Annotated in this window: 10 protein-coding genes; 8 read left to right on the forward strand and 2 right to left on the reverse strand. The window is 53.3% G+C overall.

Annotation, left to right across the window (positions count from 1 at the left end; all coding sequences use genetic code 11):
- The first annotated feature begins 198 nt into the window (after window positions 1-198).
- The 5 genes from pncA (at window position 199) to PsAD46_RS07190 (ending at window position 7,073) form a co-directional block, all read left to right on the forward strand.
- Window positions 199-825: a bifunctional nicotinamidase/pyrazinamidase gene (pncA, locus tag PsAD46_RS07170; RefSeq protein WP_063306486.1), complete on the forward strand. Its 627-nt coding sequence runs from the start codon at window positions 199-201 to the stop codon at window positions 823-825.
- Window positions 822-2,114, forward strand: a complete 1,293-nt coding sequence (pncB, locus tag PsAD46_RS07175) for a nicotinate phosphoribosyltransferase (RefSeq protein WP_063306487.1) — start codon at window positions 822-824, stop codon at window positions 2,112-2,114. The genes pncA and pncB overlap by 4 nt, the downstream gene beginning before the upstream one ends.
- A 115-nt stretch (window positions 2,115-2,229) precedes the next feature.
- Window positions 2,230-3,855, forward strand: coding sequence for an FAD-binding oxidoreductase (locus tag PsAD46_RS07180; RefSeq protein ID WP_063306488.1), 1,626 nt, complete (start codon window positions 2,230-2,232; stop codon window positions 3,853-3,855).
- 24 nt (window positions 3,856-3,879) lie between these two features.
- Window positions 3,880-5,538, forward strand: a complete 1,659-nt coding sequence (locus PsAD46_RS07185; protein ID WP_063306489.1) for a glycerol-3-phosphate dehydrogenase/oxidase — start codon at window positions 3,880-3,882, stop codon at window positions 5,536-5,538.
- A complete protein-coding gene (locus PsAD46_RS07190) occupies window positions 5,535-7,073 on the forward strand; it encodes an FGGY-family carbohydrate kinase (protein ID WP_063306490.1) in 1,539 nt (512 codons plus the stop codon). The genes PsAD46_RS07185 and PsAD46_RS07190 overlap by 4 nt, the downstream gene beginning before the upstream one ends.
- On the opposite strand, the gene PsAD46_RS07195 is transcribed toward PsAD46_RS07190, so the two are convergent.
- Window positions 7,070-8,332 (reverse strand): malonyl-CoA decarboxylase, encoded by a 1,263-nt coding sequence (locus PsAD46_RS07195; protein ID WP_063306491.1) that lies wholly within the window; start codon window positions 8,330-8,332, stop codon window positions 7,070-7,072. The genes PsAD46_RS07190 and PsAD46_RS07195 overlap by 4 nt on opposite strands.
- A gap of 184 nt (window positions 8,333-8,516) precedes the next feature.
- Between PsAD46_RS07195 and PsAD46_RS07200 the strand changes: the two genes are divergently transcribed.
- Window positions 8,517-9,197, forward strand: a complete 681-nt coding sequence (locus PsAD46_RS07200) for a cupin domain-containing protein (protein WP_063287422.1) — start codon at window positions 8,517-8,519, stop codon at window positions 9,195-9,197.
- A 9-nt stretch (window positions 9,198-9,206) separates the two neighbouring features.
- Here the strand turns inward: PsAD46_RS07200 and PsAD46_RS07205 are convergent, their stop codons facing one another.
- Window positions 9,207-10,640, reverse strand: a complete 1,434-nt coding sequence (locus tag PsAD46_RS07205) for a sterol desaturase family protein (protein ID WP_063306492.1) — start codon at window positions 10,638-10,640, stop codon at window positions 9,207-9,209.
- 521 nt (window positions 10,641-11,161) lie between these two features.
- On the opposite strand from PsAD46_RS07205, the gene PsAD46_RS07210 reads away from it, so the two are divergent.
- Both PsAD46_RS07210 and PsAD46_RS07215 read left to right on the forward strand, forming a co-directional pair.
- The gene (locus PsAD46_RS07210) at window positions 11,162-11,332 is read left to right on the forward strand and encodes a DUF1427 family protein (protein ID WP_057463812.1); all 171 of its coding nucleotides are present in this window, start codon (window positions 11,162-11,164) and stop codon (window positions 11,330-11,332) included.
- Window positions 11,333-11,609: 277 nt separating this feature from the next.
- On the forward strand, window positions 11,610-12,188 hold the full coding sequence (locus tag PsAD46_RS07215; RefSeq protein ID WP_084404372.1) for an NAD(P)H-dependent oxidoreductase: 579 nt from the start codon (window positions 11,610-11,612) through the stop codon (window positions 12,186-12,188).
- Window positions 12,189-12,527: the final 339 nt, after the last annotated feature.

Below are 12,527 nucleotides of genomic sequence, written 5' to 3' on the forward strand. Positions count from 1 at the left end.
CAAGACACACATTGCCTAAATTATAGATTTTACCTCTGGTTGCGGATTAATCCCGCATATTTTGCTTGAGTTTGGCGGAGATTATCGCAATATTTCGCGCTGGCCACTTCGGTGTATCTAAACGTCCTCGCATTTTGCTCTGCGAAACTCATACAGGACTACTCATCCAGGACTACTCATCGCGAACAGGAAGCAACCATGACACGACCGACAAACGAAGCTCTGATTCTGATTGATATTCAGAACGATTTCTGTTCGGGCGGAGCTCTGGCTGTAAAGCACGGTGAGCAGATCGTCCCCTTGGTCAATGAGCTGCAAAACGAGTTTGCCGTCAAAGTGTTGACGCAAGACTGGCACCCGCAGCATCATAAATCCTTTGCGGACAATCACGACGCCAAGCAGCATTATGATATGACCGATATGCCTTATGGTCCTCAGGTCCTCTGGCCAAACCATTGCGTGCAGGGCACAAACGGCGCAGCGTTTCACAAAGACCTGAAGACCGACAGCGCCGACCTTGTTTTGCGCAAAGGCTTCCGTCCGCACATCGACAGCTACTCCGCGTTCTTCGAGAACGACCACACCACCCCAACCGGCCTGTCAGCTTACCTGCGCGAGCGCGGTGTCGATACACTGCACATGGTTGGTCTGGCCACGGATTTCTGCGTCCGGTTCTCAGCCGTGGATGCAGCAAAGCTGGGGTTCAACGTGATTGTACATCTGGATGCCTGCAGAGCGATTGACCTGAACGGATCCCTGAAAGAGGCTTTGAATGAGATGCAAAGCCACGGCGTCAAATTCTCTGGCGAGATGGTTGCACAATGATTGATATTGCCTCCCGCGTTTATAACCACAATTGGAAAATCGACCCGATTGTTCGTTCCCTGATCGACACCGACTTCTACAAGTTGCTCATGGCGCAGTCGGTCTTTCTGAAAAAGCCGAACACGCAGGTCACTTTCAGCCTCATCAACAGAGCGCAGCACATTCCGCTGGCAAAGCTCATTGATGAAAAGGAACTCCGCGACCAGCTGGACCACATCCGCACGCTCTCCCTGTCTCGCGGGGAAAGCACATGGCTGCGCGGTAACATGTTCTACGGCAAGCGGTCCATGTTCCGCGCCGAGTTTCTGGAGTGGTTTGAAAACCTGCGCCTGCCGCCCTATCATCTGGAAGTCAAAGACGACCAGTACGAGCTCACCTTTGAAGGCGACTGGCCTGCCGTGATGCTCTGGGAAGTCCCGGCTCTCGCTGTGCTGATGGAACTGCGCTCCCGCGCGGTGCTCAAAAACATGGGCCGGTTTGAGCTGCAGGTCCTGTATGCCCGCGCCATGACCAAACTCTGGGAAAAAGTCGAATGCCTGCGCAAGGTTGAAGACCTCTCACTGGCAGATTTCGGCACCCGCCGCCGCCACTCCTATTTGTGGCAGGACTGGTGCGTGCAGGCCATGATGGAAGGCCTCGGCAAGAAGTTTGTCGGCACATCCAACTGCCTGATCGCCATGCGCCGCGAAGTAGAAGCAATCGGCACCAACGCGCACGAATTGCCAATGGTCTATTCCGCTCTGGCAGAAAGTGATGATGAACTTGCCGACGCCCCGTATCAGGTGCTGAATGAGTGGCAGGAAGAGCACGACGGCAACCTGCGCATTATCTTGCCCGACACGTTTGGGACCGAAGGCTTCCTGAAACGTGCTCCGGGATGGCTGTCCTCCTGGACAGGCATCCGCATCGACAGCGGTGACCCAGTCAAAGGCGCAGAAGCAGCAATCAAATGGTGGAAAGCCTGCGGTGAAGATCCAACACAAAAGCGCGTCATCTTCTCTGATGGGTTGGACGAAGACATGATTGCCCACCTCCAGCGCAAGTTCCATGGCCGTGTCCGGTGTAGTTTTGGTTGGGGAACCATGCTCACCAACGACTTCCGCGGGTTGGTGCCAGATGATGCCTTGGCGCCGTTCTCACTGGTCTGCAAAGCCATTTCTGCAAACGGCAAACCAACGGTCAAGCTCTCCGACAATCCCAATAAAGCTATGGGATCACGAGAAGAAATTGAACGCTACAAGCGCGTTTTTGGGGTCGGCAAACAGATGAGCCAGAAAATTATCGTGTAACGCGGTGTATTTTGGCCATCACTCAAAATAATCCACTTGCATAGTTTCCCTATGCGTAAACTCTGTGTAGCATGCGTCACGCAGCACAGTTTATACGTGTGGGGGAGCGACGAAGATGAGAAGATGGAACGGTTGGGGCGATGATACGCACCAGGCGGAGCTGGCCGATTTTGCTAAGGCCTTGATCGCAGAGCTTTTAGGCAAGACTCATCCGCTATCTGACGCCACCTTGCAAAGCGCCATTGAGCGTGTTCCGGCGTCTCGCGCACCAGACCATCCCTTACTGGATAAAACGCCCTCAACGCGCATCAGGCATGCATCTGGGCAGAGCTTTTCGGATTGGCTGCAAATGCGCAGTGGCATGTTTGAAAACATCCCCGATGCAGTCGCTTTCCCGGAAACCTCCCAGCAAATCCGTGAGCTTATGGACTGGGCAGCGCAGCAAGATGTCATCCTCGTCCCGTATGGCGGAGGCACGTCCGTTGTCGGCCATCTGGCATGTCCTGCTGGCGAGAAACCACAGATCACCATCGCACTCACGCGTATGAATCGCCTGCTGGACTTCGACAAGGAAAGTCAGATCGCGACTTTCGGAGCTGGCGTGCGCGGGCCGGATCTTGAAGCTCAACTGGCAGCCATCGGTTACACGCTCGGCCACTTCCCGCAAAGCTTTGAGCTTTCCACCGCAGGCGGTTGGGTCGTCACACGTTCCTCTGGCCAGCAATCTCTGCGGTATGGCCGCATTGAGCAGCTCTTTGCCGGTGGTACGCTGGAAACGCCAAAGGGCACATTGGAAATTCCAAGTCTCCCCGCATCATCTGCTGGCCCTGATCTGCGGGAAATGGTGCTCGGCTCAGAAGGCACACTTGGCATTCTGACTGAAGTGAAACTGCGCGTCACGCCATTGGCTGAGGCGGAGCAGTTCTACACGGTCTTCATGCCGGATTGGGAAAGCGGTGTTGCAGCAGTGCAGGCCATCACGCAGGGCCGCATTCCGCTCTCCATGATGCGCCTGAGCAATGCAACAGAAACCGATGTCAGCCTGAAACTGGCCGTGCCGGAGAAGAAGCTCTCCAAGCTCAACATGCTCTTCAAGCTCAAGGGCCTGACAGATCAAAAATGCATGCTCACCTTCGGGCTGACAGGATCAAAGAAGCAAGTCTCGGTAAACCAGAAACTTGCGAACACCTATCTGAAGCAACACGGCGCCAAGCGCGTTCTCTCCAAGATGCTGGGCGACAAATGGAAGGAAGGCCGCTTCAAAGGACCATACCTGCGCCACCCATTATGGGAACATGGTGTGGGCGTCGATACTTTTGAGACGGCGATGGATTGGTCGGCCCTGCGCCCCTACATCAACGTGGTTGAACAGAACGTCACCAAAGCATTGAAGGAGCAAGGTATTCCAGTGTTTGCGTTCACGCATCTGTCTCACGTCTACCCGCAGGGCTCCAGCGCATACACCACCTATCTGTTCCCCGTTGCCAGCACCTACCAAGAGACGCTGGAACGCTGGAAAATCATCAAGAAAGTCGCGTCTGAAACCGTGGTTGCCCATGGCGGTACCATCAGCCACCAGCATGGTGTAGGGCGTGACCACGCACCGTACTTGCCTGCAGAAAAAGGCGCGCTGGGCATGAGTGCCTTAAAAGCACTGAGCCACAATTTCGATCCTGACCAGCGCATGAACCCCGGCGTTTTGATCTCCGAGGAAACCGTAGGCAACACAGAACCCGCATAACTCTCAATATTGGAGGAGGGTGCAATGGCAAATACAGGGCAACTCAGCAGGCACGAAAAACTGTCGCTCATAAAACAGCGCAGTAAGCCTTGGGACATGGTTGTTGTTGGTGGTGGCATCACCGGAGCTGGTGTTGCGTTGATGGCAGCGCGAGCTGGCCTCGATGTTTTGCTGCTGGAAAAGCAGGATTATGCATGGGGCACGTCCAGCCGTTCCTCCAAGATGGTGCATGGTGGCTTACGTTACCTGTCTCAGGGCGAGTTCCGGCTGGCACGGGAATCTGTGCGTGAGCGCGAAAGACTGATGAAGGAAGCTCCCGGCCTCATTGAACCCATGAGCTACCTTTTTCCGTTCCGTGAAAAGCAATTCCCAACCCGTCGCGCCTTCTCTGTCCTCCTCAACATCTATGGATACTTCGCCAGAAAACGCGACCACAAATATTTGGACCGCGACCAGACCATCGCTGCTTTGCCGGGGCTCAATGAACATGGTTTGCTGGGCTCAGCGCAATATACTGATGCCCTCACAGATGACAGTCGCCTTGTCCTGCGCGTCCTTGCTGACGCCAGTCGAAGCGACGCAACCACGCTCAACTATGCTGCTGTGAAGATGATCCATAGTGACGGGGCAGGATCAAAACTCCTTGAGGTGCAAGATCAGGAAACCAGCGAAGTCTTTGCAATCTCAACCAAAACAGTCATCAACGCGACCGGGGTCTGGGCGGATGACCTGCGTGAGCAGCTAGGCCAGACCAAACGCATTCGCCCTTTACGGGGCAGCCACATAGTCGTCCCGTCCTGGCGCATGCCAGTCCATCAATGTCTGACCTACCTGCACCCGCAGGACAAACGCGGCGTCTTCATTTACCCATGGCAGGGCCGCACGGTGATTGGAACGACCGATCTGGATCACTCGGAGGATCTGGATCAGGAAGCTGCGATCAAGCCGGAGGAGGTGGCGTATCTTCTAGCTGGTGCCAACCATAACTTCCCCGGCACAAAGCTTACTGAGAAAGACGTCATTTCAACATGGTCTGGCGTCCGGCCAATCGTAGGCAATGAGGGCGTCGATCCCAAAGAATTACATCCGTCAAAAGCCAAACGCGACCATGTGGTGTGGGATGATGATGGCACCATCACTGTCACAGGCGGAAAGCTCACCACCTTCCGCGTGATGGCAGAGCAAGTGCTGGAAACCTGTGCGACCTATCTGGAAGGGAAGAACACGGCGCGTGCTGGAGACTATGTGTTCGAACCCCAGCAAAGCACCCTTGACGACAAAGCCAGTAGGGACCTGCCAGAAGCAGAACTCAAACGGCTTCAGGGTTACTATGGCGCTGATCTTCCAACACTTATTGCAGCAATGTCTCCCAATGGCCTTTCCTTCATCAGCGGTACAAATCGTATTTGGGCAGAGCTTGAGTGGGCAGTCATGCATGAAGAAGTCGTGCATTTGGACGATCTCCTTTTGCGCCGCACGCGAATTGGCTTAGTGTTGGAAGAAGGCGGGGCAGCATTAGCTGGTGAGCTGGAAACACGGCTGAGAGATAAATTGGGGTGGTCCATGGACAAATGGCAGGATGAGTGGTCGCGATATCGGAAGATTTGGCGAGATCACTACAGCTTGCCGTCAACATGTACATCGCAAGAGCAGGAAATGATGCATGAGGTGACTGCTGGATGACGGAAACACTTCTCGCCATCGACTGCGGCAGTCAAAGCATCCGGGCCTTGCTGTTCTCTCCAGACGGGACGCTCCTGTCCAAGGTGCAAAAGCCGATCACGGATTATCGAAGCGACAACCCCGGTTGGTCAGAGATTGACCCGCTTATCCTCTGGGAGCTGCTGGGTCGCTGTTGCCGTGAGTTATGGGACCGAGGAGCTGACCCAGCTGCCGTCAAAGCCATGAGTGTCACCACACAACGCGGCACCCAAATCTCAGTTGATGAAAGAGGCATCCCTTTGCGCCCTGCCATCACATGGATGGATGAACGCATTGAGGACCAGCAGAAACCATTGCCACTGCTTTGGAAAACAATCTTCGGCGTGGCAGGCTTGTCCCGGTCCATCAAGAGTGTACGCAGCGAATGCGAAGTCAACTGGATCGCGGTGAACCAACCCGGAATTTGGAAGAAGACCTATAAGTTCCTACAAGTTTCCGGCTACCTCAACTTCAAGCTAACGGACCTCTTTCGCGATTCAACAGGCGCTCAGGTTGGCTACATTCCCTATGACTACAAAAAGCAGCAGTGGGCGAGTGATAACCACTTTCTCTGGAAGCTTTTCGCATTCAAACGCAGCCACCTACCAGAGCTCATAGAGCCCGGAAATCCCATAGGATATGTGAGTGAAGAAGCCGCGCAGCACACTGGACTGCCAGAAGGTTTGCCGGTCATCTCCGCAGCTGCTGACAAAGCATGCGAAGCCGTCGGCTGCGGCGCAGTAGATGCCAGCGTTGGCTGCCTGAGCTACGGAACACGGGCAACGGCGACCATTCATTCCAGAAAATACTTCGAGGTGGAACGCCCTCTGCCTGCCTATGCTGGCGGAATGCCGCGTATGTTCACGCCAGAAACCTCTGTCATTCTGGGGTACTGGATGGTCAATTGGTTCAAGGAAGAGTTCGGCCACCCAGAGCAGGAAAAAGCCAAAGAGATTGGCAGCCCGGTCGAAGTGTTCTTTGATGACCTGCTCAACAGCACGCCTCCTGGTTCCCATGGCCTGACCCTATTGCCCAAATGGGGCCGCGATAACGGACGCTCTACGCCAGTGAAAGGCGCGATTATTGGCTTTGGAGATGTCCATACCAGAGGCCATATCTACCGGGCTATCATTGAAGGTATCACGCTGGAACTGCATCGTGGTCTGAAGCGGATCGAACGCAAAAGCGGCGAGAAGATCAAAGTCTTACGTGTCTCCGGCGGCGGCTCTCAATCTGACGCCATCATGCAGATCACCGCAGACATCTTCGGCCTGCCCACTGAGCGCCCGCATACCTTTGAGACCGCAGGTCTGGGCGCTGCCATTGCCGCAAGTGTGGGTGCTGGAGTTCATCCCGACTTCACGCAGGCCATGAAAGCCATGACACGGCAGCATGAAGTGTTTAAGCCGGACCCGAAAACGGTCCAGCTCTACAAGAAGCTATTTGAGGATGTCTACCTGCCCATGCCGCGCAGGCTTGCCCCGCTGAACAAAGCACTCAGAAAGATTGTCGGCTAGGCAACATCGCTCTTGGGCTGAGACGCTGTTTGCACAACACCAGCCTTTGCGAGCGCCTGTACGCGTTTGGACGCCACAATTTCCTTTTTATTCGCAAATACTTCGTGGTTCTGCGAGATTTTTTGCAGGTCATACAGGTAGTTCACCATCACCCCTGCCGATTGCTTTTTGCCATTCTCGGAAGTGTCCGCCCCCACATGCACATCATGCACCAGTGCGCCGTTATAAAGATGGAACCGTGCTACCGGATCAAACGGCATATCGTTCTTCCGCTTGCCTTCAAGAAGGTAATAGGCGGCCAGTTCCTTCAAAGCTGCATCAGTCTCCGGCATTTCAATCTCTTGCTCTTTAACCCACTTACAGAAGGTCGGGAGCGGAGACAGCGTCACAAACGTCTTTAACTGGCTGAGTTCACGCGAAAGATCCTGCACCACCTGTTTGATCAGAGAGTTACCAAAGGAAACACCGGCAAGTCCGCTCTGACAGTTGGAGATCGAATAGAAAACCGCCGTATCCACGTCATCAACTGGCACAATATCCCGCTCTTCTGCAAGCACGCCTTGAATGGAGGAGGGAACCCCTTTGGTCAGCGCCACTTCCACAAAGATCAGCGGCTCATCTGGCAAAGACGGATGGAAGAACGCAAAACAGCGCCGGTCTTCAGGCTGCAAGCGCCGCCGCAAATCATCCCAACTATCAATGGCATGCACGGCCTCATAGGCGATGATCTTTTCCAGTATCTGCGCCGGACTATCCCAACTGATAGGCCGCAGTACCAGAAAACCACGGTTGAACCACGAGTTGAACAGGTGCTGAAAATCCAGATCTGTGCGTGCCAGATTCGGCTGCTCCTTCATGAAACCCAGCAAGTCCTTGCGCATATGCACCAGTTGATGAGTGGCACCGGGAACCTGATTGAGCCGCCGCGCCAACTCCTGCCGCTTAGGCTCCGCAGCCTCTACTAGCTTTCGGTAATTGGCTTCCGTCCGCTCTGTTTTATAACTGGAAACAACGGTCTCCAGCTTATCTGGATCAATGTCCATTTCGCGGTTCAAATGCTCAAAAAACGACCGCTTTCCCTCAGTGTCTGTGGTGGCATAACCATCCAGAATCTCGTGAGCAATGGCAGCACCGGAAACGTCTCCCTGACTGCTCATCAAGGCATTGCAAAGCTCGGTAAGGGGGCGCTCATCCCGCTTGCCCATAAAAACATAACGACGATCGAAAAGGGTAGAAAGTAAATCTGCCAGCAGGCTCATGGTCAGGCGTCCCGTAGTTGCACAGCGCAGTGCATCAGAAAATCGCCGGAAGCCTAACAAGGGACTGCTGGGAACTGAATGCAACAAACAGCTTAACAATGAAGTGATCCCTAACAGCACGCTAACATCTGTAAATGAGCGACAAGAGTGCTTAACTTGAGAGCATCATGTGATGGAGGCTTCAGTGAAGATCAACGGTGATTTTTCAAAGCGAGTGGTTGAGTTCAGCGACGATATTCCTTGGGTCGCGTCCCCAATGAAAGGCGTTGAGCGTAGACCGCTTGATCGTTTGGGAGATGAAGTTGCACGAGCAACCACCGTTGTTCGCTTCGCACCCGGCAGCCACTTCTCTGAGCATGTCCATACAGGCGGAGAAGAGTTTGTTGTGCTAGCGGGAGTATTTCAGGATGAGCACGGGGATTTCCCGGCTGGCTCCTACATCCGCAACCCACCTGAATCCAAACACACACCAGCCTCTGAACCCGGCTGTACCATCCTCGTCAAACTCTGGCAGTTCGACCTTGCAGACCGCACCCATGTGCGCGTGGACACCAACAAACTTGGCCGCGTAAACGATGCTACGCGCGAAGGCGTTGCCGTCTCACCTCTGTTTCAGGATGAACGCGAGAACGTGCGCATGGAGCACTGGCAGGCAGGTGCAAACCATGCGGTTGAGGCTGACGGCGGAGCAGAGATCTTCGTGCTGGAAGGCTCAATCATCGAAGACGGAGAGGACCTTCCCGAACACGCTTGGCTCCGTGTACCCATCGGCTATGACCTCAACATCACAGCAGGAGAAGAGGGCGCCAAGCTCTGGATCAAGTCCGGTCACCTTCCCTTTGTCACTGCCCCGCATGGGGGATAAGAGGGCTACCTAAAGCTGCTCCTGCAACCAGACCCGACTGCTTTCTTCCAGCGCGTTGCGAGCTGAAATGATGTTCGCAACATGCTCCGGAAAAGAGGAGAGCTCATAGCGCAGCGTATATTCCAGCTGTCCCTGCTCCCCGTCAGGATGCCACGTCACCTGCTGCACCGCAGGTGTGCTGCCATCCAAAACCACTGGCTTCTCCAGCCACGGCAGTGCAGAAAGCGTTGTTTCTTCAGAGAGTTTAATCTCAGGTGAAACCCCTTTTGCAACATCCATCCGCTGCGAGACCTGCGTCGAAATCGGCAAAGTCCAAAGCACGGTGAGAAACCAGAGCAGAGCTGGCACTCGCGCGACCTCAACAAAGCGCAGTTGATATTTGCCCTCCAGAAACTGCGAGATCATCACGAGACCAGCCAGAATAAGCACCACACCAAACGCCAGCTCCCGTGCGCTCAGTTGTGGGGACAGGAAGATAAACATGGTCACCAGCAGCACCAGCAGCGCGAATGAGATGCCACAGTACAGCTTGGTCAGCGGTGAGATCACCGGATCAAATTTAGGGCGGTTGGTGACACCTGTTTTCTGTAGTTTACTGGCGTTCCGCCGCCTGTCTTCCGGTCGCCATCCCGTTGGTTTGAACCACAGCCGGACCTTGTCCCACCAGCTGCGCGTATGAAGGCTGTCGCGAAACAGCATGGACCAGTGCTGCAAGTTGGCTTTCACCGGATTCCACGTTTTCAGCGGCGTTGTGGTGCCATAATGGCAAGGGTGCTCTGCGACCTCCGGCTGCCAACTGCCAAACATCCGATCCCAGATCACCAGCGTGCCGCCGAAGTTCTTGTCGATGTAAATCGGGTTCTTGGCATGGTGGACACGATGGCTTGAGGGCGTGGAAAACACACCTTCCATAAGGGGGATACGATCAATCGCCTGGGTGTGCAGCCAGAACTGATAGGCCTTCAACAGCATAAATTGCACAAGGAACACTTCTGGCGGGCAGCCAAGGAAGGCGAGAGGCAGATAGAAGACCCACGAGAACGCATACTGAAACGCACTCTGCCGCAGCGCCGTGGTCAGGTTATACTCCTCACTTTGGTGATGCCCCACATGGGCGCCCCAAAGAAAATTGTAGGTGTGTGCAATGCGGTGGAACCAGTAATAGCAGAAGTCCACGCCAAAGAAGAACAGGACCCATGTGGCCCAACTGGTTGAGCCAAAGTCAAACATCCGATAGGACGACCACGCCCAGATAAACACCGAGAATGTAAAGGTTTTTAGCAATGCATCTGAAACCAGCAGGCAAATGCCCATGGAAAGGCTGGCAATGTTATCACTAAACCGGTGCAGGTCCCGCCCGCTCATGCGCAGGTAGGCGTACTCCATCAGCATAAAAAACAGAAACAGCGGAATAGCCAGCGCCGTCACATTATACTCTGCCATTTTATTCCCCCTCGCACTGCATTCCAAAAGAATGGTCGTGCAACAAAAAAGCGTCGAGCTGTAGGCCTGAGCGAATACCAGTAAAAGACCGCAAAGGCGCTTATGTTGACTTTAACGTAAAGGCAGAGAGATGGGCTGACAACACAATTCTGAGCTCATGAAAATGGCGATAAGTAGAAGTTCTGCAAGAAGATGCAGGAGTTTTGCGCAGAACTAACATAAATGATTGCTACCCAACATATTGATTTAAATGAACTAATGGAAATGACAGTGCGGCAACTGATCGCATTTTGAATATTTTTTCTGCAAATGATTTTTTTTGCGTTAAAAGTGCAATTACAGGGTAGGGTCCGCCTTGTCGGGCGACCTGAATATTCAAGGACCTTAGCTGGCTGTCCTTCACGGTTTTCGGTCATACACTCAGGGGACTGCAGGGGTATGGGCGCGCAGTAAAAGCAAGGGCTGTAGTTCAAAGAAAACAGAGTTTTCTGAACAATAAGAAAGAATTAACGGGAGACACCATGGCTGAACTGCTTATGTCAACACTTGCTGGCTTCATTATTGGAGCGATCTTCACCGCAATCAAACTGCCTATTCCCGCTCCACCAGTTCTGTCTGGTTGTGTAGCGATCCTTGGCGTTTGGGGTGGTCATCAGATCATGCTGCAGATCACTGAGCGCTTCTTCTCCTAAAGTGCGTTCGGTTTGATTGAGACCAATCAAACCCTACAGCGTATCTCTGAAAAGTGGAAACCGGTTTTCGGATAAAGATACGCAAAAACAAAGACTAAAGCAGTGCAAGTGTTTCAGCTTAAATGCGAACTGCTTTAAGTGCTCGCTAGAATAAAGAAGTGTTTACGGTCAAATTTCAAAAAGTGGTGCTGAAGTTCAGTGCCGCTTTTTTTGTACTTGCATAATAAAGAAACAAAAATGTATATAAAAACAAAAATATTGTCATATGGAGTTTCCCATGAATATCCTCCTCATCTCAGGAAGCACCAGAGAAGGCTCGTTGAACAAGAGCCTGCTGGATGCTGCTGAAGAAGAAGCGCATAACCTGAACCATCAGACGACCAGCCTGCCGCACCAGCTTGCCTCTTTTCCCCTCTACCATTCCGATCTTGAAGCAGATGCCGCCGTACAGAACCAGCTCTCGATGCTACGGCAACAGATTGAAGCTGCTGATGTAATCCTGATCTCCTCTCCTGAATACAACGGCTTCCACACTCCGCATCTCCATAACATATTCACCTGGGCGTCCAGACGGGCAGCTGGCAAGTCCCACTCCGTGCTTGAGGGAAAAGTGGTCAGTCTGCTAGCCGCTGCACCGGGTCCGTTCGGGGGTGTAAGAATGCTTCCGCGTCTGGCGTCGTTTGCAGCTGACCACGGTTGTTGGGTGCATCCGCGATATGTCGCTGTCGGTAATATGGCATCAAAGACCAATGACGACGGTCAGCTAACCTGTTCGGAGACAAGACAAAAACTGCGCAATCTAATCAGCCAGACCTGCGAAATGGCCGAACCAGTAAAGATCACAGAACCTGCCTGAACAGACCTGCTGCATCTCAGAAAAGCCAAACCCGGTGTCTCAAACACCGGGTTTTTTATGTCTGATTGCTTAGCAGACGGGCAATCTGATCAAACAATGGGCAGTATTATCGATTTCTTGGATCCTCCTTCAATGAGTTCCATCCGGAAATATACACATATTCATCAATGAGTTATCAGAAGATCGGTGCGTCATCGTTAGTTTGGCATGCCCCTTGCGAATGTGCCGACCAACAGAGTTTGCACAAACAGCGCGCGGAGAGGGGGCAGCTACAGAAACTCACAGTGCCACGTTTGGAGAGGCGGGCCTTAAGGCTTACGGCAAGTGAATTTCTAATCC

Source organism: Pseudovibrio sp. Ad46, from assembly GCF_001623065.1.
Lineage (GTDB): Bacteria > Pseudomonadota > Alphaproteobacteria > Rhizobiales > Stappiaceae > Pseudovibrio.

What these genes read in the sequence shown, in the direction of transcription:
- pncA (WP_063306486.1), top strand. Translation starts at nt 199, where the DNA reads ATGACACGACCGACAAACGAAGCTCTGATTCTGATTGATATTCAGAAC.
- pncB (WP_063306487.1), top strand. Translation starts at nt 822, where the DNA reads ATGATTGATATTGCCTCCCGCGTTTATAACCACAATTGGAAAATCGAC.
- PsAD46_RS07180 (WP_063306488.1), top strand. Translation starts at nt 2,230, where the DNA reads ATGAGAAGATGGAACGGTTGGGGCGATGATACGCACCAGGCGGAGCTG.
- PsAD46_RS07185 (WP_063306489.1), top strand. Translation starts at nt 3,880, where the DNA reads ATGGCAAATACAGGGCAACTCAGCAGGCACGAAAAACTGTCGCTCATA.
- PsAD46_RS07190 (WP_063306490.1), top strand. Translation starts at nt 5,535, where the DNA reads ATGACGGAAACACTTCTCGCCATCGACTGCGGCAGTCAAAGCATCCGG.
- PsAD46_RS07195 (WP_063306491.1), bottom strand. Translation starts at nt 8,332, where the DNA reads ATGAGCCTGCTGGCAGATTTACTTTCTACCCTTTTCGATCGTCGTTAT.
- PsAD46_RS07205 (WP_063306492.1), bottom strand. Translation starts at nt 10,640, where the DNA reads ATGGCAGAGTATAATGTGACGGCGCTGGCTATTCCGCTGTTTCTGTTT.
- PsAD46_RS07210 (WP_057463812.1), top strand. Translation starts at nt 11,162, where the DNA reads ATGGCTGAACTGCTTATGTCAACACTTGCTGGCTTCATTATTGGAGCG.
- PsAD46_RS07215 (WP_084404372.1), top strand. Translation starts at nt 11,610, where the DNA reads ATGAATATCCTCCTCATCTCAGGAAGCACCAGAGAAGGCTCGTTGAAC.